The organism is Mesorhizobium sp. GW821-FHT07A06 (genome assembly GCF_059419085.1).
The window spans coordinates 77915-103583 of record NZ_JBWKRC010000003.1; the positions used below are offsets into that span (position 1 = coordinate 77915).

The following is a 25669-nucleotide window of genomic DNA, read 5'->3' on the forward strand; positions in this document are numbered from 1 at the left end:
GCGACGTTGATGTGTCGTGACGGATCGGAACTATTAGGACAACGCACGGGCGTTTCATTCTGCACCGCTGGAGCCCTTCGGCAGCGGTAACGGCACGGATTCCAGGGTCTCCGCGACGGAGCTTCGCTCCTGCTCCGCCCTGGAATGACGAACAAAATGGGACGCCGTGGCAAACACCGAAGATCGTAGCCCAGTCCCCTCAAATCACATTCAGTTCCCGGAATGCCCTTCCTTCGGCCACGCGTTCGTAGCCGAACGCCGAGCAGTCGATCGTCCGATACCCGCCATGCACGACGAGTTCCGCCAGCGCCTTGCCCACCGCCGGCGCCTGCTGCAGGCCGTGGCCGGAAAAGCCATTGGCGAAGAGGAAATTGCCGACCTCGGGATGCGGGCCGATCACGGCGTTCTGATCCAGCGTGTTGTAGTCATAATGCCCGGCCCAGGCGCGGGTCGGCTTGATCGCCTCGAAGGCCGGAATGCGGGTCGCCAGCGCCGGCCAGATCACCTCTTCGAACAGCGGCCAGTTGACCTCGAAATCGGCGGGATCGGCCGGACCGTCGATCTCTTCCGGCTCGGCGCCGCCAGTGAGGTAGACCGAGCCTTCAGGGCGCACATAAATGCCGGAGGGATCGACCAGCAGCGGCATGTCGGCATATTTCTCGCGCGCCTCGAAGACGAAGACGTTGCGCTTGCGCGGCTCCACCGGCAGCGCCAGCCCGGCGAAAGCCGCGACATTGCCGGCGTTCGGCCCGGCGGCATTGACGACGATGCCGGCGGCAAGCGTCTGGCCATTGTCGAGGGAGACGCCGGTGACGCGGTTGCCGTCGCGCGCAATGGCGGTGACCGAGGCGGCGATGAAATCGATCTTCTTGTCGCGCAGAGCCTTACGGAACAGCATCAGCATCGCATGCGCGTCGAACCAGCCTTCGCCGGTCCGGCCATAGGCGCCGGCGGAGATGCCTTCGGTCGACAGCCACGCGAAACGCCGCGCCAACTGCTCGGCGTCCTCGAGCACGATGTCGGCGCCCTCGGCCATCTGCGCCTCGTGATTGGCCTTGAGGATCGGCAGGCCGTCCTCCCCGGCGAGGATGAGGTAGCCGCCCTCGCGAAATCCGATATCGGCGTCCGCGCCGAACTCTTCCTTCAGCCGCCGGAACAGTTTCAGGGTGAACTGCGACAGCCGGATGTTTTCCGGGATGGAGAATTGCTGGCGGATCGAGGCCATGGACAGTGTCGTTGCCGCGTGGGCGAATTGCGGGTCGCGTTCGATGAGCGCTATGGAGCCGGAAAACCCTTCCTCGCGCAGGTAGTAGGCGATGGAGGACCCGACGATGGCCCCGCCGATGATGACGATGTCGTAGCGCATTTTTTCTCCGATCCGGTCGCCAGCCTCTCTACGCCGCCGGCAGAATGATCTCGAAGCGCGTGCCGCGTTCGGAGTCAACCAGCCCGATCGAGCCATCATGCGCTTTCAGGAGGGCCAGCACGATGCCGAGGCCCATGCCGGTGCCGCCGGTAGAACGCCGCGTGGTGAAGAACGGCTCGAAGATGCGCGCCCGGTTGCTCGGCGAAATGCCGGCGCCGTCGTCACCGACCAGCACCGTTGCCTTGCCGCCAGTACTTGCCGCCGTGATCGAAACCAGTGTCGCGCCGTGCCTGGCGGAATTGTCGATGAGATTGGCAAGCAAGATTGCTCCGTTCTCGCCCGATATGCGCAGGGCCAGGTCGCCGCCGGCCTCGACGCGGACCGCCAGCCTGCTGTCGACGGGCAGCAGCGCCAGCGCGGCATCGATCGAGGTGCTTTCGCCGCTGGGTGCGAGGTTTTCGGCTTTCGCCAGGTCGAGGAGCCGGCGCACCAGCAGATTGAGCCGCCCGGCATCGGTGACGATATTGTTCGAGAAGCGCCGCCGCTCGGCATCGTCCATGGCGCTGCCGGAATCGCGAAGCAGTTCCGCCGCGCCCTGGATCGCCGTCAGCGGCGATTTGAGCTCGTGCGAGACATGGGTGGCGAAGGTCTGGATCGAATCCGAGCGCGCCTGCAGCTTTTCGGCCATGTCGAGAAAAGCGGCGGAAAGCTCGGCCATCTCGTGGGTGCCGTGATGGTCGAGCGGCCGGATCGCGTCGCGCTCGCCGGCGGCGATGCGCTGGGTGCGGTCGATCAGCGCATAGATCGGCCGGCTGACGGTCCGCAGGAAGACGAGGCCGATGAGCAGCGTGCCGCCGAGAATGGCGATCGCCGCCAAGGTCACCTTGCCGCGTTCGCCATAGAGATGCTTGACGATGTTGTTGGGCGTCCGCGACACGTAAACCACGCCTGCCACCTTGCCGCCGACGGCCACCGGCATGGCGACGAAGACACGCACCCTGGTGCCGCGGCTGACCGAATAGAGCGGCGGCGCCGGCTGGTCGGGGATGCGCAGTCGCAACGCACTGTCATAGCGGCCGGCAAGCGCCTCGCGCACCTCCTGGACGTCGGCCAGCGACTGCCCGATCTCGTTGCGCCCGGCGATGACGACGCCCGCGGGGTCGAGCAGCCGGAAGCCGGCCAGCGTGGTTTTCTGCGTCGCGTCGAGAATACCTGACAGGCGCGCACCGATCGCGGCGAAGGCGGGATCGGCGGTGGCTGGTATCGCCGCCGGCCGGGTCGGAAGCACGGAGTCGGAGGCGAGATCGAGGCGTGGCTCGATCGGCCGGTAGGGTCCGTCGATATTGGCGGCCCGGCTCGCGCTGCCGTCCGCCTGCGGCATCGGCGCGCCGAGCTTGTCCGGCGCAATGCCCGCGTCACGCACCTCCTGCGCATAGATGGCGGCGATCGCGGCGCCTTGCGCAATCAGCTCCGCCTCGGTCTGGCGGATCAGCTGGTTCTCGTAGAGGCGGAAGAAGAACAGACCGACCAGCGGCAGCGCCATCACCAGGATCAGGATGGCGACGACGACCGTGGCAAGCCGTGGCCGCCATTTGCGGCCGATCCATTTGCGCGAAGTCGTCAGCCGCATCGGCCGAGCCGGAAGCCGACGCCATGCACGGTCTCGATGACCTCCTGGCAACCCACCGCCGCCAGCTTGGCGCGGATGTTGCGGATATGGCTGTCGACGGTGCGGTCGGCGACATGGATTTTTCCCGCATAGGCATTGGCCATCACCGCGTCACGGTCGAGCACATGCGTCGGCCGCGCCAGGAACCCTCTCAGGATCGAGAACTCGATCCCCGTCAGGGCAAGCGGCTCACCATTGAAGGCGGCCGCGTGGCTGGCCGGCGCCAGCGTGAGCTTGCCATGCGAAAACTGCCTGTCGTCGGCCGGTTCGGGCGCCGCCGGGCGCGCGCGCCGCAGGATGACGTTGACACGGGCGACCAGCTCGCGCGGGCTGAACGGCTTCGTCACATAGTCGTCGCCGCCCATTTCGAGACCGAGGATGCGGTCGATCTCTTCGTCTCGCGCGGACAGGAACAGCACCGGCACATCGGATCGCTGCCTGAGCCGCCGGCAGACCTCCAGCCCGTCCATCTCGGGCATGCCGATATCGAGCACGATGAGGTCTGGCGGATGCCGTTCGACCGCCTGCAGGGCGGCGGCGCCATCGGAAACGGCTGAAGTCTTCATGCCGGCCTTTTCCAGCGCGAAGCAGATCACTTCGCGGATATGCGGATCATCGTCGGCGACGAGGATGTGATGCGGCATGGATCAGCGGCCCGTCCCGTACGGTTTGGTGGCATCAGGAACCACGAACGGCCCCCTGGTGTCGAGATATCGAAGCAGGCGCCAGTCGCGAAAGCTCCAGGCGCGCCAGTTTTCCTGGACGGTTCGGAACCAACCTTCATCGACGCCGCGCAGTCTCGCCAGTTCGAGTGTGACGCCGGCTTCAGCCGTCCTGCCTTGATGATCGAAGAAACGATCGAGCGCCGCAAACGCGCCCGGACCGAGCGAGCGCAGATACCAGGCGTCGAGGGGAATGCCCTGGCCGGTCATTTCGAAGGAATGGTCGACATTGTAGTTGGCGATCGTGGCCGCGAAGTTGATGAAGCAGCAGGCATAGAGCATCGTCGATAACGTCAGAAGATTGGCGGACAAGAGCCATTCATTGGATTTTCCAAGCGCGATGCGGGCGATGATCAGCACAAGGCCCGCCGCCACCAGCACCATCCAGACGAAGGCGGCGATGCGCCAGTAGGTCAGCGCGTAGATGCCGACATAGAGGTCGAGCCGCAGGATCGACGAGATGACCAGCATGATGTTCTGCGCCACCCAGGCATAGACCAGCCGGCGGATGACGGGATCCCCTGAGGTCTCGCTGCCGGGCCTGAGCGCCGCAAGGACAAAACCGGCGGCAAGCAGCGCCGTGACGATCAGGGGATAGGCGCCGCGATGCGCATAGGCGGCGTAGCTCAACCCGTCGGGAAGCGCTGCCCCGCCCCACAGATAGGTGGCGTCGAGCCCGGTCTGCAGCGCGAACAGGATGTTGAAGACGACGAGCGCGCGCAGGATGGCTGCCTTGCCGAACACCATGTCCTCGACGACGTGCCTGTCCGGGACGGCTGCCGGTTGGGCATCGGCACGGGGAGGGTTCGGCCGAGGGGTGCGCCGCCGGAATCGCGGCAGGCGTGGCCGCAGGAAAGCCCAGACGCCGGCGAGCACGAACAGCCAGAAGGCAATCCGGGCCAGCTGGATGAGATCGAGCAGCTTCATCAGGTCGATCAGCGACAGCCAGTGGTCGATGACCGGGTTGGCGGCGCCGAACAGCGCCAGGAAGACAGCGCCCAGCGTCAGCGGCATCACCCAGACCGCGATCGCCGCCAGCCGGATGCGGCGCCCGCCGAACCGGCGCGCGGCCTTGCGCCAGCGGATGAAGTCATTGGCGAACCGGAACGGTGCCGCCAGCCAGAACAGTACGATCTGGCCGGCAATGCGGGCGGCGCGGTGTCGCAAGCGGCCGCTCAGCGAAAGCGCGAACACGACCTGGGCCGCCAGCGCGATCGCTACCGACAGGGCGCTGACGTTTTCAGCGAGCGGAAGCAACGCGACAAGCAAGGCGGCGGACTTGAGCCAGACCCTGCCGTCGCTGAAGGCCGCGGGATGCACCGCCACGACCGCGGCGGCGATCAGGAGGGCGAACAAGAAAACCGTGATGCCGGCGGGCTGGCCATAGAAGAGAAAATCCGCCAGCACGACCAGCAGCACGGCAACGCCGAAGCGGCTGCAATAGCTTGGTGCCGCTGTGAAGAACGATGTCATGAGCTGACCTTCCTAATGGCATCTGGCCTGATGGCATCTGGCCTGATCGCATCCGGCCGCATTGGCGGCGGGCTCTTGCGGACAAAGGGAATGAGGATCGCCGCGGGATTGGCGCGCGGCGGATCGGCCATCCACCAGCCGTCGCTGCGCAGCCGGTAGGGCAGGGACCAGGTTTTTGCTCGCTTGTGCATGCCCCCCGTCTCGCAGGCGGGTGGGGAGATCGCAGGGCGGATCCGAGGAGCTTTTCCGCAGGCATGTGCAGTTTTCGTGCAGAGGCTCCTTTCCTCTCCCTCCGGAGGGGGAGAGGTGGCTCGGCGAAGCCGAGTCGGAGTGGGGGAACCACCCGGCAAGCGCAGCGAACAGACATAGGAAGGGCGCTAGGCGCAAGCATCGCATCGCCTAGCATCCGAGGGTCGACCCCCACTCCGTCGAGCTTCGCTCGACACCTCTTCCCCGATCGACGGGGGAGAGGAAAGACCGCTTCCGCAACAGCTGCAGAGAACGGAAGGCAAGGGAGCGCAAGCTTTCGCGGTTGGCTCGTGTCAGGTACCGGTCGGACGCTTGCCTCACCCGCCCACAGACGGCATAGATCGAGCATGACAACCGAACCCTACCGCCCGCGCCGCTCGGTGCTCTATGTCCCGGCCTCCAACGACAAGGCACTGGCCAAGATCGCGCAGCTTGCCTGCGACGCCGTCATCATCGACCTCGAGGATGCCGTCGCCCCGGCCGACAAGATCGCCGCTCGCGACAAGCTGGCCGGAATTTTCGCCAATCGCCCCGCTAGACGTTGCGAGATGGTGGTGCGCGTCAACGCGCTGGCCAGCGAATGGGGCGCCGACGACCTGCTGGCCGCGGCAAGATTCGAGCCCGACGGCATCCTGTTGTCCAAGGTCGCCACACCGCGCGATATCCTTGAGGTCGGCGACGTGCTCGATGACAATTTTGCCCCCGACTGCGTGAAGCTGTGGGCGATGATCGAGACGCCCAAGGCCATGCTCAACATCGGCGCGATCGCCGAGCTTGGCCGCGATCCGGCCTCACGGCTCAATTGTTTCGTTGCCGGAACGAATGACCTGGCCAAGGACACCGGCGTGCTGGCGACGCCGGACCGGCGTTACCTCGTGCCGTGGCTGATGCAGATGGTGCTGGCCGCGCGCGCCGGCGGTCTCGACATGCTCGACGGCGTGGCCAACGATTTTCGCGACCTCGACGCCTTTGCCCGTGAGTGCGCGGAAGCGGCGGCCATGGGCTTCGATGGCAAGACCCTCATCCATCCGGCCCAGATCGACGCGGCCAACCGCGCCTTCGCGCCGTCGCCGGCGGCGCTGACCGAGGCGCGCCTGGTTAAGGACGCGTTTGCCCTTGCCGAAAACAGCGGCAAGGGCGTGATCGCGCTGAATGGCAGAATGGTCGAGCGGCTGCACCTGGCGCAGGCCGAAAAACTGCTGGCGAAGGCAGCCGCCATCGGCGCATGATCGCGGCCAAGTTCATTCACGACAGGACTTGAGAAAATGAAACTCTACCGCTTTCTGACCGGCCCGGACGACGCCAGCTTCTGCCACAAGGTGACGGCGGCGCTTAACAAGGGCTGGCACCTGTTCGGCTCGCCGACCTATGCCTATGACAAGAAAGCCAAGACCATGCGCTGCGGCCAGGCCGTGGTGAAGGATGTCGACGGCCAGGAATACGGGCCGGACACCAAGCTCAGCGACTGGTAGAGCTTCCTCTCTTCGAGCCTATTCAGCCGCTTCCTCGATCCGCTCCATATCATCGTCCGACAGGCCGAAATGGTGGCCGATCTCGTGGATCAGCACATGGGTGACGATGTCGCCCAGCGTTTCCTCGTTTTCGGCCCAGTAGTCGAGCATGGCGCGGCGATAGAGCGTGATGCGGTTCGGGCCTTCGCCGGTCTGCGGGTTCCAGCGCTCGGCGATGCCGCGTCCCTCGAACAGGCCGAGCAGGTCGAACGGCGTTTCCAGCGACAGGTCGTCCATGATTTCGTCGGTCGGGAACTCGGCGATCTGGATGACGATCTCGCCGGTCAGCTTGCGAAACTCCTCCGGCAAATGGGCATAGGCCTCCAGCGCGAGGAACTCCAGCTCCTCCATCGAGGGCGCAAGTTCGCCGTGCCAGGTGCGGGTCTTGTAGATGCGGGCCATGCTTTGTCCTTTGATCCCGGCATATAGGCTTTCGCACCGGTCGAGGCAAATTACAGGGATGAGGCGCGCGGGGATGAGGAATAAATTCCTTGTGACTCTGCTTGACTCTTCAATCGCCCTCTGGAATCTATAGGAACATAACAGGAACAATTGTGAGTGGAAGCTGACCGTCATGGCGATGAGCGCCGTGGCGCGGGAGACTGTTTTTGCCCTGCGCCGCCAGATCGCGAAAATCGAGGGAACGCTGCCCGAGCGCCTGCAGGCGCCGGCCGCCGCGACGCTTGATGCCGACGCCAGCGCCGATGTCACGTCCAGTGCCGACCTCACGATCGTCCGGCGCGGCCTTGCCGCGGCCTTGCCGGATGCCTTCCTGCCAACCGGCGTCGAGCGCCTCGATGCCGCCCTGAGCGGCGGCTTGCCGAAAGCCGCCTTGAGCGAAATCCATGGCGGGCAAACCCGTGATGCCGGAGCCGTTGCGGGCTTCGCTCTGTCGCTCACCAGCCTGATCCTGAAGCAGGCACACGGGCTGCCGGTGCTGTGGATCGGTACATCGGAGATCTTTGGCGAGGCCGGCTTTCCCTATGCCAGGGGGCTGCATGCCGCGTTCGGCATCGAACCCGGGCAATTGCTGTTTTCCGAGGCGCCCAGGCTCGTCGATGCGCTGTGGGTCGCCGAGGAGGCCGCCAGGATGACGGCACTCGCCGCCGTCATCCTGGAAATCCGCGGCAACCCGCAGCGGCTGGACCTGACCGCGACGCGCCGGCTGCATGCAAGGGCGGCAAGCGCCGGCCGGCCGGTGTTCCTGCTGCGGCAGGCGGCCGAGCCAGAACCGACGGCGGCGCCCGTCCGCCTCATCGTCGCGTCGGCGCCGGCCGTGCCGCGCGCCACGGTCGCCGGGCCGCTCGCCGGTTCGATCGGCCGCCCTGCCTTCACCATTACCATCGGCAAGAGCCGCACGGCCTTGCCAGGACAATTCACACTGGAGTGGAACCCCGATGAACGCGCATTCGACGAAAGAAGAGGCGAGGAAAAACGGGAACGGGCAAAGGATCCTGTCGCTGTGGTTTCCCTACTTGGCAGCCGAAAGGATCCTGCGGCAGCGTCTGGGGCGGTCCTGGCGTTCCCGGCCGTCGTCGGATCATCCGCCACTGGTGGTCAGCCACCGCCAGGGCAACGCGCAACGCATTTCGGCCCTCGACGAGCGGGCTGAGGCGCTGCACCTGAAGCGCGACATGGGCATTGCCGATGCGCGCGCCATGCATCCGTCGATCGACATCGTCGAGGCCGATCCGGAAGCCGACCGCCGCCTGCTCGAAGGCCTTGCCGACTGGTGCGACCGCTACACCCCGCTGGTGGCGCTGGACGGGACGGACGGCCTGTTCCTCGACGTCACCGGCTGCACCCATCTGTTCGGCGGCGAACGCGCCATGCTCGACGACATCCTGTCGCGCTTCTTCCATCAGGGGTTCGATGTCCGCGCCGGCCTTGCCCCGACGCCGGGAGCGGCCTGGGCGGCGGCACGCTTTTGCGGCGACCGCATCGTCGCCGGGGGCGAGGAGGAAGCACTGCTGGCACCCTTGCCGCTCGCCGCATTGCGCATAGCGCCGGAAACCCGCGCCAGCCTGGAGAGCGTCGGCCTGCGCACGGCGGGCGCCGTCATGGCGGCACCGCGCGCGCCGCTCGCCCGCCGCTTCGGCGCCGCCCTGCTGCTGCGCCTCGACCAGGCGCTTGGCCGTCTCGACGAGGCGGTCTCGCCGCGTCTTCCCGTCGCGCCGCTTTCGGTCGAGCGCCATCTCGCCGAGCCCGTCACGCTGATCGAGGACATCGAACGCCTGGTCGGCCTGCTGGCGACGACCTTGAAGACCGATCTCGAGCGCCGTGGCGAGGGCGCCCGGACGCTGGCGCTGCTGCTCTTCCGCGTCGACGGCGCGGTCAGCCGCATTGCTCTGGGTACCTCGCGGCCGATGCGCGATCCCCGGCTGATCCAGAAGCTGTTCCATGAAAGGCTGGCGGCACTCGAGCAAGGTATCGATGCTGGCTATGGCTTCGACCTGGTGCGGCTCTCCGTGCTGGCCGCCGCCGCCTTCGACATGGCGCAGGCCGACCTGACGGGCGACGTGACCGACGACGGCGCCGACATCGCGCTGTTCGCCGACCGCATCCGCGCCCGGCTCGGCGAAGGCGCGGTCCTGCAGCCGGTCGCCGTGGAAAGCCATCTGCCGGAACGCGCCGTCGCCATCATTCCTTTCACCGAGGCCCCGCGCCGGACCACGCCGCCTAGGAAGCCGGACAGGATGCAGGCGCCCAAAACCATCTTCCCGCCGGAACGGCCGATCCGGCTGTTCCGCGCGCCCGAGCCCATCGAGGTGCCCGCTACCGAAATGCCGGAGGGGCCGCCGCTGCACTTCCGCTGGCGGCGCGCGCTCTACCGCGTCACCCGGGTCGAGGGTCCGGAACGCATCGCCGCCGAATGGTGGCGGGAGGCGTCAAGCGATCCGGCGACATCCACCCGTGACTATTTCCGTATCGAGGATGCCGACGGCCGCCGCTTCTGGCTCTACCGGCAAGGCCTTTATGGCAACCCCCGGGTGCCGCCGCGCTGGTTCATGCACGGGGTCTTCGCATGAACGCGCTGACCGCCATCCCCTATGCCGAGTTCGGCATCCAGTCGAATTTCTCCTTCCTGCGCGGCGCCTCCAAGCCGGAGGAACTGGTGGTCGCGGCCAAGCTGCTGGGCTTCTCCGCGATCGGCCTTGCCGACCGCAACACCGTTGCCGGCGTGGTGCGCGCCTGGCAGCAGGCCAAGGTCGAAAAACTCTCCTATCACCCCGGCTGCCGGCTGGTTTTCGGCGACGGCACGCCGGACATTCTCGCCTACCCCCGGAACCGTGCGGGCTGGGGGCATCTGTGCCGCATGCTCACCCAGGCCAATCTGCGTGACGAAACCGAAAAGGGCGCCACGCTTCTCCAGCACAGCGACCTCCTGGAATGGGGGGATTTGATGTCGCTGGCGGTCCTGCCCGATCTGGTGGCGGACGCGCAAGGCGGTCTTGCCCTGCTTCGCCAGCTCAAGGATCGTTTCGGCAAAGCCCTGCGGCTTGGCGTCTCGCCCGATTATGCGGGCAATGATCGTTTCCGGATCGAGCAGGCGGCGGCGTTGGCCGAGAGTGCCGGCATCCCGCTGATGGCGACCAACGATGTCCTCTACCACACGGCCGAACGGCGCCCATTGCAGGATGTGCTGACCGCGATCCGCCTCAACACGCCCGTCGCCGAGGTCGGCCTTGAGCTCACCGCCAACGCCGAGCGTCACCTGAAGCCACCGCTGGAGATGGCACGGCTTTTTCGCCGGTATCCGCAAGCTCTGGCCGAGACGCTGCGTTTTGCGGAAGAGCTGACCTTCTCGCTCAGCGACCTCCAGTACAACTACCCCGACGAGCCGACGGAATCGGGCCTCGGGCCGCAGGCCGAACTGGAGAGGCTGGCGCGAGAAGGCGCGGCCAAGCGCTTCCCGGGCGGTGTCCCCACCAGCGTCATAAAACGCATCCAGGAAGAGCTCGCTCTGATCGAGCGGCTGAATTACGCCCGCTATTTCCTGACCGTCTACGACATCATCAAATTCGCCCGCAGCCAGAATATCCTCTGCCAGGGCCGTGGATCTGCCGCCAATTCCATCATCTGTTTCTGCATCGGCATCACCGAGGTTGGTCCGGACAAGATCGATACGCTGTTCGAGCGCTTCATTTCCGAGGAGAGGAACGAACCGCCCGACATCGACGTCGACTTCGAGCATGAACGACGCGAAGAGGTGATGCAGTACATCTACGAGAAATACAGCGGCAAGCGTACCGCGCTGGCCGCCGCTGTCATCAGCTATCGCGGCCGCTCTGCACTGCGCGAGGTTTCCAAGGCGATGGGGCTGTCGGAGGATGTCAGGGCGTCGTTATCGGGTTCGATCTGGGGCTGGTCGACCTCGGAACTCGGCGAAAAGGAAGCCCGCGCCGGCGGCCTTGACCAGAGCGACCCCACATCACGGCATATGATGGAACGCGCCAACGAGATCATGGGCTTTCCCCGTCACCTCTCCCAGCATGTCGGCGGCTTCGTCATCACCAGGGACCGCCTCGACGAGATCGTGCCCATCGTCAAGACGGCGATGGACCAGCGCAAGATGGTCGAATGGGACAAGGACGATCTCGACTCGGTGAAGATCCTCAAGGTGGACGTCCTGGCGCTCGGCATGCTGACCTGTCTCCAGCGGGCCTTCACCTTGCTTACGGAGCACTATCCGAAGGCGCGGGATGACTACGGCCAACCCTATGTGCTGGCCACCTTGCCACCGGAAGACAAGCGCGTTTACGACATGATCGGCCGGGCTGACACGCTCGGTGTCTTCCAGATCGAATCGCGCGCCCAGATGTCGATGCTGCCAAGGCTCAAACCAAAGGATTTCTATGACCTTGTCATCGAGGTCGCGATCGTGCGGCCAGGCCCGATCCAGGGCGATATGGTGCATCCCTATCTGCGCCGACGGCAAGGTAAGGAAAAACCCGAATATCAGAAGGCGGAATTGAAAGACATCCTCGGCAGGACGCTGGGCGTGCCGCTATTCCAGGAACAGGCGATGAAGATCGCCATCGTCGCCGGCGGCTTCAAGCCGGGCGAGGCCGACGAACTGCGACGTGCCATGGCCACCTTCAAGCGCACCGGCACCATCGGCAATTACCGCGATCGAATGATCAAGGGCATGGTCGGCAAGGGCTACACCAAGGACTTCGCCGAGCGTTGCTTCAAGCAGATCGAGGGCTTTGGCGAATACGGCTTTCCCGAAAGCCATGCCGCCTCCTTCGCTCTGCTCGTCTATGCCTCGTGCTGGTTCAAGACCTTCTATCCCGACGTGTTCTGCGCCGCGATCCTGAATTCGCAACCGATGGGGTTCTACCAGCCGGCGCAACTGGTACGCGACGCGCGCGACCATGGCGTCGACATCCGCGAGGTCGACGTCAATTATTCCGTCTGGGACTGCACCCTGGAAAAGGCGGCTTTCGATCCGGCCCGCATCCTGCCGCGCCATGCCGAGATGCGCGGCGTCATCGAGACGTCCCATGCGCTGCGGCTCGGCTTCCGGCAGATCAAGGGGCTTTCCAAGGAACGCATGGAGCAATTCGTGGCGCGACGCGGCTCAGGCTACGAAACCGTCCGGGACGTCTGGCTGCGCTCCGGCCTCGATGTCGACGAGATCGAGCGGCTGGCGCAGGCCGATGCCTTCCGTTCGATCGGCCTCGACCGCCGTGCCGCACTGTGGGAGGTGCGCGCGCTGGGCGCCAGGAGCGCGGCCGAAAAACTGCCGCTGTTCGACCAGCCGGCGCTGCGCCTGCGCGAACTCGAGCCCGAGACGAAGCTGCCGAAAATGCCGCTCGGCGAACACGTCATCCACGACTACCGTTCGCTCGGCCTGTCGCTGAAGGCGCATCCGGTCGCCTTCCTGCGCGAACGGCTCGACCGCGCCGGTGTCACGCCCAATGCCAACCTGCCTTCCGTGCGCGACGGCAGGCGCGTCTCCGTTGCCGGGTTGGTGCTGGTGCGCCAGCGCCCCGGCAAGGGCAACGCGATCTTCCTGACGCTGGAGGACGACAAGGCAGTCGCCAACGTCATCTTCTGGGAGCGGACCTTTACCCGCTTCCGGCCCATCGTCATGGGCGCGCGGTTCGTGAAGGTGTCAGGGAAATTACAGTCGGAATCGGGTGTGATCCATATCGTTGCGGAAAAGATCGAGGATCTGACGCCCTGGCTGACCGTGCTTCTGGAGAAGGTGAGCGGGGCCGGGCAGCCGGGCGCGCGACACGCCTCCAGCGAGGGTCTGGATCGCTCCAGCCAAACGGGGCCGGCGAGGCAAGATCTCGCAACACTGTCGGAAGAAGCAGAAAGTGTCATGCCAAAGGGACGGAATTTTCAGTAGCGTACGGCGCCGCTTCGCCCTCACCCACCTTTCGTCATCCACGGGCGGAGCAGGAGCGAAGCTCCGTCGCGGAGACCCGAGGATCCATGCCGCGACTTCGAACGAAGAGTGCCACGGTCCAGAATAGCGTCTTTACATCGTGGGACGAAAGGCACCCGGCTCCGGCCCGCTTTCGCACGTCACATACGTCGCGGCATGGATCCCAGGGTCTCCGCGACGCCGCTACGCGGCTGCTCCGCCCTGGGATGACGACGCGATGAATGGCACCGCCTCCTGCGACGGCCCGCTCAACCCGGTCCGCTCAGGCGGGGCGGCGGCGCCAGCACATCCTCGGCCGACAACGTCCGCGCCTCCGAAGGCAGCATGATCGGAATACCGTCGCGCACCGGATAAGCCAGTTTGGCGACCCGCGAGACCAACTCGCCCCGCTCCGGATCCCAGGCCAGCGGCCCCTTGGTCAACGGGCAGGCCAGAAGCTCCAGCAACTTGGGGTCGACATTGAAATTCTTTCCGTCACGCCCATCCGCCGCCACCGTGTCGCCTCCTGACCAACTATCGGAAGATGCGTTGAGATTCAGGTCAGGCCGAGTCGAAAATGGCCGGCATCACCTGAATATCGGCACATCTTACTGCAGACTCGAACCAAAATCCTCATTCTCGCGCGCCAGCGCCATTTCGGTGATGGCAATCAGCGTTTCGGCCCTTGTCTTCAGGTCGGCGGCCTCGAGCAGCGCCTGCTTCTCGGCCGGACCGTAGGGCGCCATCATCGACAGCGCGTTGACCAGCATGGCATTTTCGGCACGGCTGACGCTTTCCCAGTCGGCTTCGAGATCATTGGCCTGCAGATAGGCGCGAAACGCCCTTAGCAGCGCCGGCCGGTCGATCTCGTTCGCCGCCGGATCGTCATCGAGATCGGCCAGGAAGGGCGCCGGTTTCGCCTGGCGAAACGGCGTCTTGACCGTCAGTTCATGGCCGATGCGGAACCGGCACACGCCCTGCAGCGAAATCAGGTAGCGGCCGTCGCCGGTCTCGGAAAAGGCGATGATGCGCCCGGCGCAGCCGACATTGCAGAGCTCCGGCTCGCCGTCGTCGCGCAACGCGCCGTCAAGACGTGGCTGGATGATACCGATGAGCCGAGAGCCGGCCACCGCCTCGTCCACCATTTGCAGGTAGCGCGGCTCGAAGATGTTGAGCGGCATGCGGCCGCCCGGCAGCAGAAGCGCCCCCTCGAGCGGAAAAATCGGGATCGTCGACGGCAGATCCTTGGCGAGCCGGTAATGCGCGTTTCCCGCTTGCACCATAGTCCTCCCATCGACTTCTTCCGCTTCCCGCCGCCGGGATCGTTGGCGAACCGGCGCCAGCTTCCTAATCTGGCGCTGCCGCCGCCGACGCCAAGCCCATGCGACGAAACAGCCGCCGGCTCAGGAAAACAGCAGCGCCGACAATTTGCGCCGCGCCGCCAGCGTCGCCTCGTCGGTCATGCCCCAGGCCTCGAAGAATTGCAGCAATTGCGTCCTGGCGCCATCCTCGTTCCAGGCGCGGTCGGCCTTGATGATGGCCAGCAGATTGTCGGCCGCCGCCGTGCGTTCGCCCCTGGCGTTCTGGATCATGGCCAGATCGAAACGGGCCTGATGATCCCTGGGATTTTCCGCCAGGCGCCGCTCGAACTCGGCCGGATTGCCGAGCGTCGCCGCTTGCGCGGCAAGCGCCATCTTGGCACGCAGCGCGGCAAGCGCCGGCGCATCCTTCTTGGCCTCAGGCGCTGTCTCCAGCAACGCCTCGGCGCCTTCCGTGTCGCCGGCCTCGAACAGCAGGTCACCCAGCCCGGCGATTGCCTCGACCGTCTCCGGCGCCTGCGCCAGGATGGCGTCAAAAATGTCGGCGGCGGTCTGCATGTCGCCGGCGTCGCGGGCTTCCGCCGCCGCCGCCAGCGCCTCGGCCACGGCCGGCGCGCCATTGCCCTTGCCGCCGACCTTGGTGATGAATTCTGCGACCTGGCTCTCCGGGATCGCGCCCATGAAGCCGTCGACCGGCTGGCCGTCCTTGAAGGCGATGACCGCCGGAATGGACTGGATGCCGAGCTGGCCGGCGATCGAGGGGTGGTCGTCGATGTTCATCTTGACGAGCTTGACCTTGCCGCCGGCGGCCTTGACCGCCTTTTCGAGCTGCGGCGTCAGCTGCTTGCAAGGCCCGCACCACGGCGCCCAGAAATCGACCAGAACCGGCTGGCGGCGCGATTCCTGGATGACGTCGGCGGCGAAGGCAGCGGTCGTCGTGTCCTTGATGACATCGCCGGTGGCTGGGGGAGCGGAAGGGGCGCCCGGCGCGTCGCCAAGCGCGACCTTTGCCGGCGCGGGTGCGGTTCCGCCATACTGCACGGTGGTGGCATACTGGCCGCCATTGCTGCCGAATGATCCGCCAAACGGATTGTTGTCGCTCATCTCGTCACCCTTTCGGTCGCGCCGCCGGCCCGCGGGTCGGCGCAATGTCTTTATTGGAAGTCGGTTTCGCCATCCATGTGGCGATCATGCCGAGACTTTCAAGATAGCAGCATCATGCCCGGTTGCCTCGACGAATCTGATGAGATCGGCCGCCGCGATCGATGTCGTCGCCTCATTGGTCAGCGGATGCGCATTGATGACGGCATGATCCATCAAATCCTTGTCGAGCACCAGCTTCACCTTGTTTGCCGTGTCGTTGATGACGCCAAAGACGGTGACCGCGCCCGGCGAAACGCCCAGAAGCTCCATCAGCATCTCCGGTTTGCCGAAGGAAACACGGCTGGCGGCGCCGATCAGCTGGTGGATCTGCTTCAGGTTGACGACCGCGTCCTCGCCGACGGTGACCAGGAAGAAATTGTCCTTCTTGTCCTTCAGGAACAGGTTCTTGGTGTGCCCGCCGTCGATTTCGCCGCGCAGCGCCTGCGAATCGGCCACCGTATAGAGCGGCGGATGGCGTTTCGTCGAAACGGCGATGCCCAGTTCGGCAAGAAAGGCAAAAAGCTCGGCTTCGGTCTTCGGCATTGGTTTCTTCTTTGTCCGTTTCCTGCCTCGCCGTTTACGGCCAATGAGGCGTCAGACACAAGACCATCGCGCGATGGCACAATGAAATCCGCGCATCGCGGCGGTTTGCCGGCATCACTCGAAAGGTTGTAAAAAGGCTGCGATTTCCCTGTTGCAATCGCCGCGCTCTTAAGCCATATAGGCCCGGCTTGCGGCCAAGACGCCGTGTGAGCGGGTGTAGCTCAGGGGTAGAGCACAACCTTGCCAAGGTTGGGGTCGAGCGTTCGAATCGCTTCACCCGCTCCAGTTTCCTCTCGGGAAATCAAGCATCGAAAAGCCGCGGTCCGCCGCGGCTTTTTCGTTTTTGGGCGGCCGGAACGCCGGCGCCAAGGGCGGTTGTCACTTTTGGGACTGCTGGAAGCCCGCAACATCGTATTGAGATACGCTCTTCGGATTCTTGGAGTTCTGCGGCTGGGTCCCTGCGTAATGTGTTCCGGCGTTCCCGTCCGGGTTGAAGGCCGAACCCGGCGCGGTGCTGGCATTGCCAGGGGTGGCAGTCCCTGTCTGAGGGGTGCCGATTGTCTGATTGGGCTGCCCCTTGGTCCCCGTTACCGAGTGGACATTGGCGGCCAAGGCCAGGCCGGCGGAGGTTGCAAGCAAGCCCAGCACCATGGGAATGAGGCGATGTTTCATCGTTGTTCTCCCAAAAACGGTTGATTTAAGGGCGCTCGGAGTCTCAGGAGCACCCGGCGAACTAATGATTAAACGCTCTTCGGACCGCGGTTCATCCCGAACATTTCGAATCTGTGATGTAGGGCGACACTGACGCGGCTCATTGCATAGGGTAACCCGCGCCGGTCGGATGGATGCGCGAGACATCCGAAGATCCTGCGGCGACCTGAAATTTGAGCACGCAAGCCAATTTCCAGGCGGCGTTGTGCGGTCTGTCGGCGATCCGGCCCTTTCGTCTTTCAGGAGGGCGACCGTCCTTGTCCCGCCTTGCGCAGCGACGCCTGGTGCACCAGGGAGGTCCAGCTGTTGGTCGAGGCGAGGTGGCAATAGAGCAGGGTGAGCGCGCCGGATTTCCTCAGGTCGAGGAAGGCCTCGTCGCTCAATTTGTTGAAGGCGTCCTCGTCGATCACCTGGAAATCGGTGAGGTTGAGGGTTTCGCCGCCTTCCAGCGTCACCGTGCTCTGGCGCGGCGCGAACAGGCGATGCGCGTCGATCCTCTCGACCATCTCGCGGGTGGCCCTGAAGTCGATCTGGAACTGATTGCAGAAGGCCAGCGCCTGCCTCGTCGCTTCCGTGGGCTCGGCGCCGTTGAAGAAGGGGGCTATCTTGTCGTCACCGAGGGACGAGAGCACCTTGTCGACGACCCGCTCGCTTGCCCTGTCCACGCACAGCGTCAGCCGGCCCGCCGTGGTCGGGTCCTCGGCCAGGATGAAGGGGTAGCGGCGGACATAGGCGGGGACGTAATGCGGCGCGGCCCACCGGCCGTCTTTGTCGACGAACAGGTTCTCGCCCTGGCGCACGCCGGTGATGATCACCGGCGCCTTGGCCGGACCGATGAAGACGATCGGATAGGAGCGCATCGCCGCCGGCATCTCCGACGCCACCACCGGAATGGCATGCACTGCACGCGCGAAGGAAAGGTCGCCGCGCGTGGTCAGGCCCAGCGAGCCGTGCCGCGCCGGGTTGAGCGCCTCGGGCCTGGAATAGAACAGCGGCATGGCACCGCTTTCCGGCACCGCTTCCGTCTTCGCCGCCTTGTCCGCCATGGTCCATCCCTTTCTCACGCCAGCCGATCGAGCAGGCTTCTGCAGCATCGACCCGAAGGCCGGCATCCGCACTTGTTGCGCTGATATTGCCCGGGCAAGAATCCGGCGCGGCAGCAAGCTACTACAGTGTCCATTGGCATGGAATCGGTCGCCCGGTCACCATCCGGTGTCGTTGATCGGCTTCACCGCGGCCATTCAAGCTGGAGCCGATCAAGCAAACGATTTCGCCGGCATTGGCGCCCGGTCGGCATTTGCCCCTTGATCGACGCTGCCCGCAATGCTCCGTTGCCCTCTCGGACATCGGGAAAACACATGACCGGCTTTGTCGACCGCCAGCGCGCCGCGCATTTGATGGAAAGCGCCGGCATCGGGGCGCTGGTGCTCTCGGCGCCCGAGGCCTTCCACCATGCGACCGGGGCGTGGATCGGCCCGGCGGGACTGTTCCGGCGCGCCGGCGGCGGCTTCGTCGTCATCCCGGCCCGGCAGGATCTGCCGATCGGCATCGTCGTCGCGGACTTCAACGTCGCCCAGCTGCGGCTCGCCGCGCCTGAAGCGACTGTGCGTTCGCACCCGATCTGGATCGAAACCGCGCCACTGGAGACAGGCGCTCACGGTCTTCTGGCGGAGCGCATCGAGGCCGGTCTCGCCTCGCTTGGCCGCGCGCCGGATTTCTCGCGCCCCGCCACCTTCGATCTCGCCGGCTCGGTGAACCAGCTGCGGGCCCTGCTGGACGACTTCGGGCTGGCGCGCGCGACGCTCGGCGTCGACCTCGACTTTATTCCGGCCGCCGATTTCTCGGCCATCCAGGCGCTGCTTCCGCACTGCCTGTTCGCCGACGGTTCACCGGTCCTGGACCGGCTCAGGGCCATCAAGACGCAGCGCGAGATCGATCTGCTGCAGCAAGGCATCATCCTGTCGGAAGCCGGGCTGGAGCGCCTGCAGGTGGACGCGATGGCCGGCATGCGCCAGGCCGATCTCGTCGCGCTCTACCGGAAAGGCGTCGCCGAGGCGGCGGCAGGGCTGTCGCATCCGGTCGCCACCGCCGAATATGTGACGTTGGGTGCCCGGGCCAAGGGCGCCGATGCCAGGGCCGTGGCGGGCGACCCGCTGAAATGCGACATGGTCTGCACGGTCGGCGGCTACGCCTCCGACATGTCGCGCAATTTCATCTTCGGGCCGCCTTCCGCCGACCAGGCCGAACTGCATGCGCTCGCCGAGCGGGCTTTCGAGGACGGACTGGCGGCGCTTGTGCCGGGCAACTCCCTCGCCCATGTCCACCGCGTCACCACCGAAAGCCTGGCGCGGCAAGGTCTGCGCTCCTACCGCCGCGGCCATTTCGGCCACAGCGTCGGCCAGTCGGTGTTTTCCGAGCAATGGCCGTTCATCGCGGCCGACAGCGATGTCGTGATCGAGGCCGGCATGGTGCTGGCCTTCGAGATCCCGCTCTACATAGACGGCCTCGCCAGCTTCAATCTCGAGGACCAGTTCCTGATCACGGCGGATGGGCCTGTTGCGATGAATCGGCTGCCGAGGCGGCTGGAGACGATTGGGTAAATGGCATCTCGGCACCGAAGCCGCGGCGCGCTGTTGGACTGCACGCCGTAGGATGTGTTGAGATTCAGGTCAGGCCGCGCCGAAAGCGGTGGTTCCCGAGAACCGGAGCGGAGCGTACTTAAAGTATGTGAGCACCGGAAGCGCAGGAACCGCCGCTTGCAGGCCGGCATCACCTGAATATCGGCACATCCTAACCACTCACCGCCGGCCGCCGATCCATCCACGGCATCTCCTGCTCCAGCTGTGCCGACGCCGCCAGCACCGTCGCCTCGTCGCCATAGCGGCCGACCAGCTGCACGCCGATCGGCACCCCGCCTTTCGACCATCCGAGCGGCAGCGAGATCGCCGGCTGGCCGGAAATGTTGAAGGGGAAGGCAAACACGGAATCAGACCATTTGGCATTGTAGCGGTCGATGTCGGTTTCCGACATGTCGTAATAGCCGAGCGGACGCGGCAACTGGGTCAGTGTCGGCGTGATGAAAAGGTCGTAGGCGTTGAGATCGCCGACAATGTCGCGGCCGACCTGCCTGAGCTGCTCGACATCGGAAATGTGCCTGACACCACTCGTCGCGCGGCCGCGCTCGATGATCGCCCAGGTCACCGCTTCGACGTCGCCTGGGGTGACCGGCCTGCCGATCACCGTTTCGAGATAGTCGAAGGTCGCCGCCGTCTGCACGCAGGTCATGTTGGTGTAGGTCGCCCAGACGGCATTGGCGTCGAGCGGCATGTCATGCGCCTCGACATCGTGTCCCAGCCGCTCGAGCGTCGCCACGGTTGCCAGCACCGCCGCCTTCACCTCCGGATCGATGGCGGTGCCGTTGGGCGGCGTGACGGAGAAGCCGATGCGCAATCTCTTCGGCGCCCGCGCCGACAGGCTGAGCCAGGAGCCATCCGGCACCGGTGGCGTATAGGGATCGCCCGGCAGCGCGCCGGCCACCGCGTCGAGATAGGCCGCCGTGTCGCGCACACTGCGCGAGCAGCAGAGGAAATAGGCGCCGCCATACCAATAGTCGCCGAACGGCGCGAGACCGACGCGGCCGCGCGACGGTTTCAGGCCGACAATGCCGCAGCAGGAGGCCGGAATGCGGATTGAGCCGGCGCCGTCACTGGCTTCGGCGATCGGCACCATGCGCGACGCAATCGCCGCCGCCGCGCCGCCGCTCGAGCCGCCGGGCGTGATGCCTTCCTTCCACGGGTTCTTCGTCACCCCGTAGAGTTTCGGTTCCGTCGTGATCGACCAGCCGTTTTCAGGTGCGTTCGACTTGCCGACCAGCACCAGCCCAGCCGCCTTCATGCGGCGGACCACTTCGGTGTCGAAATCGGCGACGACATCTTTCAAATAGAAGGAAGAATTGGTGTTGGGCGCACCTGTCCAGGACGAGGCCAGCTCCTTGAGCAGGAATGGTACGCCGGCGAACGGAGCCGATTTGTCGACCGTCTGCGCCTGCGCGCGCGCCATGTCGTACAAGCGGTGGATGACCGCGTTCAGCGCCGGGTTGAGCCGCTCGACCAGTGTGATCGCCGCCTCGACCAGTTCGGCCGGCGAAACCTCGCCGCCGCGCACCAACCTGGCCAGGTCGAGCGCGTCGGACTCGGCGTAGGTTTTCAACAGACTGTCGGTGACCATGTCTCTCCTCCCAATTTCCATGCCTCGGCACCGCGCCGGAAATGCGCGCTGTCCCTGCCAGTCAATTGCAAATGCAAGCGCCGCCCCTCATCCGCCCGCCGGCACCTTCTCCCGTATAGGGACGGGAGAAGGATGAAACTCCTGCGGCGCCGGCGCCTCCTCCAGCACCAGCGGCCGGATTGCGTCAGGCCAGCTCGACGGTCCGGCCGAGCTCGATGCTCTGTTCGGCGGCGAGCACGATACGCAGGCTGTTGACCGCCGCGTCCATCTGCTCGGTCAGATCGAGATCCTCGCGAATGGCGCGCAGGAAGAAGGCCTGCTCGCGGTCGCACAGCTCCTGGTGGCCGGGCTCGTCCTCCATGCTGACGATCTCGTCGAGTTTCTTGAAATTCTTGTCGCCGTCGACGGCGGCATAATGGATCTTCAGCGCATCGGTCTTGGTGTGCCGGTCGATGTCGGCCGAATTGGACACCTCGGCATCCGAGGCCGTGCTCGCCGCCTGGCCGGCGACGATCGACACCGCGCCCTTGGGGCCGACAACATCCTTCACGAAATAGGCCGTCTCGCTCATCATCGGGCCCCAGCCGGCCTCGTACCAGCCGACCGAGCCGTCATCGAAGGTGACGTGCAGATGGCCGTAATTCTGCTTGTCGGCCTCCGCCCAGAGCTTGGCGCCGATGCCGTGCACACGTACGGGCTTGGCGCCGGTCAGCTGGCACATGACGTCGACATAGTGCACGCCGCAATCGACGATCGGGATCAGCGAATCGATCAGGTTCTTGTGCCAGTGCCAGGCACTGCCGCTGCTCTGCTGGTTGAGGTTGAGACGCATCACCAGCGGCTTGCCGAGCGTCTTGCCGACCTCGATGAACTTGATCCAAGAGGGGTGGACGCGCAGGATGTAGCCGAGCACCAGCTTGCGGTTCTTGGCCCGTGCCGCCGCCACGACCTTTTCGGCATCCTCGATATTGGTGGCGAGCGGCTTTTCCATGAACACATGGCAATTGGCCGCGATCGCCTTCAGCGCATATTCGGCATGGGTGTTCGGCCAGCTGTTGATCGAGACGGCGTCCGGCTTTGTCTCCTTCAGCGCCAGGTCGAAATCCTCGTAGAGCGGATAGCCGGCTAATTCCGCCGGGATCTTCGTGTTGCTCTTGATCGAGCGGCTCATGATGCCGACGATCTGAAAACCCTCGGAGCGGTGATAGGCGCTGGCATGCGACGCACCCATATTGCCCAGGCCCACCACCAGCACTTTTACCTTGTCGGCCACATCAGCCTCCCATGCTTTCTTCAATGAAGTGCGGGCGGCAACCCTGTCGCCGCCCGGTTCTGCTGCCGCCAGTCCCTACTTGACCGCCGAATCGAACAGATGCGCCTTGATCTTCTCGACATCGAGCGCGGCAAAGCCTTCCGACAGCTTGACGCCGTCGGCATCGGCCTTGACCTTGGCCTTGTCGAAGTCGTTGGCCGCCGGGATCAGGTCGTTGGTGCAGACATCCTCGGCCTTCACCGGATTGGTGATCTGGCCGATCTTGTGGATCTCGTCGAAGAAGCCCTGCCAGCTCGCCATGTCGTGCGAGCCCCAGCCGCCGCGCTTGTCCATGTCGCCACGGAAGACGTTGATCTGCTGCAGGATCGACGTGGTGCCAAGCTCCGGCCCTAGATTCTTGGCCAGCGTCGGGAACTGCTCGAACACCGCCTCGACCGCAGCGCGCGGGTTCTGGTAGCCGAATTCGAGGCCCATCGCCCAGCCGCGCAGGTACTTTTCCAGGAACGCCTTCTTGTCGGCATCCTCGAGATCGGCGCTCCGCACGACGAAGGTGTTGGCCGGCAGCTTGGAATGCTCGACGCCGAGCCAGTATTCGAAGTCGAGGCCCTTGGCGATCCATTCGGCGCGCAGTCCTTCCCATGAAAGGGCCGCGTCACCCTGGCCGCCGGCAAGGGCAGTGCCCCAGGTCGGCCAGCCGGCCTCGACATATTTGACCTTCTTGATGTCCACGCCTTGCGCGGCCAGCAGCGGATCGGTGATCGACTGCCAGGCGGCGGAGCCGAGCAGTATGGTCTTGCCTTCCAGCTTCTTGAGGTCGTTCGATCCCTCGCCCTTGCGGAAGGCGATGCTGAACGTGTCGCGCGCGCCCATATGGAACACCGACTTCAGCTTCATACCGTTCTGGATGGCGAAGGAGAACACGCCGGGCGAGGGGAAGCCCATATCCGCCTGGCCGACATCGACGAACTTCACCGTCGCCGTACCGTCCGAAGGTCCCGGCTGCATGTCGGTGTCGAGCCCGTCGAAATAGCCGGCCTTCTTCGCCGCCCAGTAGGGATAGTCGTCGAGCACCTCGAGCGTGCCGCGCGGCGAGATCCAGGTGAACTTGCCGTAGGCCTCGGCCCTGGCCTTGAGGCCGGTGGCGCCAAGCGCCGTTGCCGTCACCAGGCCGGCGCCGGTGACCTGCAGGAAATAGCGGCGGGAGATCCCCGCCTGGCGGATCGAATTGTCTTTGGTCATCGCTTTCCCCTTTTGTTTGACGTCAGTTTCTTGCCGCCCGCCTCCCGGGCGCCGTCGATACCCTCTGCTATGCCTCCCAGCTCGCCCATTTCTTGCCGATGAGGAAGAACAGCACGTAGATCAGGATGCCGAGCGTCGACAGGATCAGCACCACGGCGAAGAACTGCGGCATCTGGATCATCGACGAATAGGTGGTGAGCCGGTTGCCGAGACCGAAGCCGCCGCCGACCATCTCGGCGCCGACGGCGGTGAGCAGGCCGAAGATGGCGCCGATCATCAGCCCGACCAGGATCATCGGCAGCGCCATCGGCGCGCGGATCTTCCAGAATATCTGCAAGGTGCTGGCGCCGTAGGAGCGGGCGAGCGCGATCTTGGCACTGTCGACGCGGCGAAAGCCGGTGGCGGCGTTGATCATCACCATCGGCCCGGCCGCCAGCGCCACCGCGATGATGCGCGGCGTGTAGCCGAAGCCGAAGCGCAGGATGAGCAGCGGCACCAGCGCCAGCATCGGCGTGGTGACCAGCAGCAGGATGTATGGCGCGACGATCTTTTCCGCGAAGGGGAACTGGGTGATGACGGCGGCCAGCACCAGGCCGACGACGGCGCCGATGGCAAAGCCGGACAAGAGCTCGACCAGCGTATAGCCGAGATGCGGCGCGATCAGCGGGAACTCGTCGAACAGCGCGTAGGCGATCGAGCTTGGCGGCGGCATGATGTAGAGCGGCACGTGGAACAGCCGCAGCGCCAGCTCGATGCCGCCGATGATGATCACCGCAACGGCGATGATGGCCGCCACTTCCTTGCCCGACTTGATGCCGGGTCCGCTGGCGAAGGCCGACAGATTGGTCAGGCTGACATCCTTGCCGTCGCCCGGCTTGGATTTGGAGAATTCGGGGATCGCGTCGCTCACGGCCTGATCCTCACGATCTCGGCGCTGGTGCGCTCATGTTCCGGTGCCTTCGGCCTGGCGCGCTCGCCGACAATGTCCATCTTGATCCGGTTGGTGAGGTCGAAGACTTCCTTGGTCGCCATGATCTCCAGCGAGCGCGGCCGCGCGAACGGCACGCGATATTCCTTCGCGACCCGGCCCGGCCGGGCGCTGAGCACCACCACACGGTCGGAGAGAAAGATCGCTTCCTCGATGCTGTGGGTTATGAAGACGATGGTGGTCTTGGTGTCGAGCCAGATCTCCTCGACCAGCCGGTTCATCTCCTCGCGGGTAAAGCTGTCGAGGGCGCCGAACGGCTCGTCCATCAACAGCACCGAGGGCTTCAGCGCCAGCGCCCGCACGATCGCCGCGCGCTGCTGCATGCCGCCCGAAAGCTCGCGCGGGAACTTGCCGCCAAAGCCGTCCAGGCCGACCCGGTTCAGGAGATGCGCGATCCAGGCACGGTCCGGCTTCTCGCCCTTGATCTCGAAGGGGAAGCGGATGTTGGCGTCGAGATTGCGCCAGGGCAAAAGGTTGGCTTCCTGGAAGACGATGCCGATATCGGGATGCGGGCCGGTGATCGCCTTGCCGTCGAGCCGGATTTCGCCGCTGGTCAGGCCGTGCAGGCCCGACATCGACCACAAAAGCGTGGTCTTGCCGCAACCGGACGGGCCGACGATCGAGACGATTTCATTGGCTCGGATGTCCAGGCTGCAGCGGTCCAGCGCCAGCAGGTCGCCGGATGCCGTGTGATAGATCTTGGTCGCTGCCTGCACGCCAAGTTTCGGCGTTGTTGTCTCGCCCGCGTTCATCCGCCCCTCGGAGATTGCGCGATGATCCAATGGTCATCGGACTGCCAAAAATCAGTTTGTAACTATCCTACTTTGCTGTCAAGCGCTCGCGGTGATACCTGTATC

General features: G+C 65.2%; 23 protein-coding genes and 1 tRNA gene. 7 read left to right on the plus strand and 17 right to left on the minus strand.

The window, feature by feature from the left end:
- Positions 1-199: 199 nt before the first annotated feature.
- Genes AC07SZ_RS10835 through AC07SZ_RS10855 form a run of 5 tightly spaced genes read right to left on the minus strand, consistent with a single transcriptional unit; the run spans position 200 to position 5421 of the window.
- Positions 200-1366 (minus strand): NAD(P)/FAD-dependent oxidoreductase, encoded by a 1167-nt coding sequence (locus tag AC07SZ_RS10835; protein WP_494914232.1) that lies wholly within the window; start codon positions 1364-1366, stop codon positions 200-202.
- Between the two features lie 28 nt (positions 1367-1394).
- Positions 1395-2996: an ATP-binding protein gene (locus AC07SZ_RS10840; protein ID WP_494914233.1), complete on the minus strand. Its 1602-nt coding sequence runs from the start codon at positions 2994-2996 to the stop codon at positions 1395-1397.
- Complete coding sequence (locus tag AC07SZ_RS10845) at positions 2987-3679, minus strand: response regulator transcription factor (RefSeq protein ID WP_494914234.1); 693 nt, start codon at positions 3677-3679, stop codon at positions 2987-2989. Before AC07SZ_RS10845 ends, AC07SZ_RS10840 begins: the two co-directional genes overlap by 10 nt.
- A gap of 3 nt (positions 3680-3682) precedes the next feature.
- Positions 3683-5230: a DUF4153 domain-containing protein gene (locus AC07SZ_RS10850; protein WP_494914235.1), complete on the minus strand. Its 1548-nt coding sequence runs from the start codon at positions 5228-5230 to the stop codon at positions 3683-3685.
- Positions 5227-5421, minus strand: coding sequence for a hypothetical protein (locus tag AC07SZ_RS10855; protein WP_494914236.1), 195 nt, complete (start codon positions 5419-5421; stop codon positions 5227-5229). Before AC07SZ_RS10855 ends, AC07SZ_RS10850 begins: the two co-directional genes overlap by 4 nt.
- Before the next feature lie 405 nt (positions 5422-5826).
- Here AC07SZ_RS10855 and AC07SZ_RS10860 point away from each other — a divergent pair, with 405 nt between their 5' ends.
- Together AC07SZ_RS10860 and AC07SZ_RS10865 are read left to right on the plus strand one after the other, a co-directional pair.
- Complete coding sequence (locus AC07SZ_RS10860; protein WP_494914237.1) at positions 5827-6708, plus strand: HpcH/HpaI aldolase/citrate lyase family protein; 882 nt, start codon at positions 5827-5829, stop codon at positions 6706-6708.
- Between the two features lie 36 nt (positions 6709-6744).
- Positions 6745-6951, plus strand: coding sequence for a DUF1737 domain-containing protein (locus tag AC07SZ_RS10865; RefSeq protein ID WP_027047555.1), 207 nt, complete (start codon positions 6745-6747; stop codon positions 6949-6951).
- 18 nt (positions 6952-6969) lie between these two features.
- Here AC07SZ_RS10865 and AC07SZ_RS10870 read toward each other — a convergent pair whose 3' ends face one another.
- Positions 6970-7392, minus strand: coding sequence for a metallopeptidase family protein (locus AC07SZ_RS10870; RefSeq protein ID WP_056574387.1), 423 nt, complete (start codon positions 7390-7392; stop codon positions 6970-6972).
- 172 nt (positions 7393-7564) lie between these two features.
- Between AC07SZ_RS10870 and AC07SZ_RS10875 the strand changes: the two genes are divergently transcribed.
- From AC07SZ_RS10875 to AC07SZ_RS10885, 3 genes are read left to right on the plus strand one after another with little or no spacing between them, the layout of a single operon-like run.
- A complete protein-coding gene (locus tag AC07SZ_RS10875) occupies positions 7565-8602 on the plus strand; it encodes an ImuA family protein (protein WP_494914239.1) in 1038 nt (345 codons plus the stop codon).
- Positions 8544-10019 (plus strand): DUF6504 family protein, encoded by a 1476-nt coding sequence (locus AC07SZ_RS10880; protein WP_056574381.1) that lies wholly within the window; start codon positions 8544-8546, stop codon positions 10017-10019. The genes AC07SZ_RS10875 and AC07SZ_RS10880 overlap by 59 nt, the downstream gene beginning before the upstream one ends.
- A complete protein-coding gene (locus AC07SZ_RS10885; protein WP_494914240.1) occupies positions 10016-13351 on the plus strand; it encodes an error-prone DNA polymerase in 3336 nt (1111 codons plus the stop codon). The genes AC07SZ_RS10880 and AC07SZ_RS10885 overlap by 4 nt, the downstream gene beginning before the upstream one ends.
- Positions 13352-13638: 287 nt before the next feature.
- On the opposite strand, the gene AC07SZ_RS10890 is transcribed toward AC07SZ_RS10885, so the two are convergent.
- The 4 genes from AC07SZ_RS10890 to AC07SZ_RS10905 form a co-directional block, all read right to left on the minus strand.
- Entirely contained in the window at positions 13639-13884 is a 246-nt protein-coding gene (locus AC07SZ_RS10890) for a Trm112 family protein (RefSeq protein ID WP_056574374.1), read from the minus strand.
- A 93-nt stretch (positions 13885-13977) separates the two neighbouring features.
- Positions 13978-14649 (minus strand): LON peptidase substrate-binding domain-containing protein, encoded by a 672-nt coding sequence (locus tag AC07SZ_RS10895; protein WP_056576377.1) that lies wholly within the window; start codon positions 14647-14649, stop codon positions 13978-13980.
- 123 nt (positions 14650-14772) lie between these two features.
- Positions 14773-15792, minus strand: coding sequence for a thioredoxin (gene trxA / locus AC07SZ_RS10900; RefSeq protein WP_494914242.1), 1020 nt, complete (start codon positions 15790-15792; stop codon positions 14773-14775).
- Positions 15793-15876: 84 nt separating this feature from the next.
- Positions 15877-16374 (minus strand): prolyl-tRNA synthetase associated domain-containing protein, encoded by a 498-nt coding sequence (locus AC07SZ_RS10905; RefSeq protein ID WP_494914243.1) that lies wholly within the window; start codon positions 16372-16374, stop codon positions 15877-15879.
- Positions 16375-16584: 210 nt separating this feature from the next.
- Between AC07SZ_RS10905 and AC07SZ_RS10910 the strand changes: the two genes are divergently transcribed.
- Positions 16585-16659: transfer RNA gene (locus AC07SZ_RS10910), tRNA-Gly, on the plus strand.
- Positions 16660-16752: 93 nt separating this feature from the next.
- Here AC07SZ_RS10910 and AC07SZ_RS10915 read toward each other — a convergent pair.
- On the minus strand, positions 16753-17046 hold the full coding sequence (locus tag AC07SZ_RS10915; protein WP_056574365.1) for a hypothetical protein: 294 nt from the start codon (positions 17044-17046) through the stop codon (positions 16753-16755).
- A gap of 278 nt (positions 17047-17324) precedes the next feature.
- On the minus strand, positions 17325-18131 hold the full coding sequence (locus tag AC07SZ_RS10920) for a SapC family protein (protein WP_056576374.1): 807 nt from the start codon (positions 18129-18131) through the stop codon (positions 17325-17327).
- A 312-nt stretch (positions 18132-18443) separates the two neighbouring features.
- Here AC07SZ_RS10920 and AC07SZ_RS10925 point away from each other — a divergent pair, with 312 nt between their 5' ends.
- On the plus strand, positions 18444-19685 hold the full coding sequence (locus AC07SZ_RS10925) for a M24 family metallopeptidase (protein WP_494914245.1): 1242 nt from the start codon (positions 18444-18446) through the stop codon (positions 19683-19685).
- Positions 19686-19875: 190 nt separating this feature from the next.
- Here AC07SZ_RS10925 and AC07SZ_RS10930 read toward each other — a convergent pair whose 3' ends face one another.
- From AC07SZ_RS10930 to AC07SZ_RS10950, 5 genes are all read right to left on the minus strand, one after another.
- On the minus strand, positions 19876-21312 hold the full coding sequence (locus AC07SZ_RS10930; protein ID WP_494914246.1) for an amidase: 1437 nt from the start codon (positions 21310-21312) through the stop codon (positions 19876-19878).
- A 184-nt stretch (positions 21313-21496) separates the two neighbouring features.
- The gene (locus AC07SZ_RS10935) at positions 21497-22585 is read right to left on the minus strand and encodes a Gfo/Idh/MocA family protein (protein ID WP_494914248.1); all 1089 of its coding nucleotides are present in this window, start codon (positions 22583-22585) and stop codon (positions 21497-21499) included.
- A 75-nt stretch (positions 22586-22660) separates the two neighbouring features.
- Positions 22661-23824, minus strand: coding sequence for an ABC transporter substrate-binding protein (locus tag AC07SZ_RS10940; protein ID WP_056574356.1), 1164 nt, complete (start codon positions 23822-23824; stop codon positions 22661-22663).
- 67 nt (positions 23825-23891) lie between these two features.
- Positions 23892-24734 (minus strand): ABC transporter permease, encoded by an 843-nt coding sequence (locus tag AC07SZ_RS10945; RefSeq protein ID WP_056574354.1) that lies wholly within the window; start codon positions 24732-24734, stop codon positions 23892-23894.
- On the minus strand, positions 24731-25564 hold the full coding sequence (locus tag AC07SZ_RS10950; protein WP_494914249.1) for an ABC transporter ATP-binding protein: 834 nt from the start codon (positions 25562-25564) through the stop codon (positions 24731-24733). Before AC07SZ_RS10950 ends, AC07SZ_RS10945 begins: the two co-directional genes overlap by 4 nt.
- Positions 25565-25669: the final 105 nt, after the last annotated feature.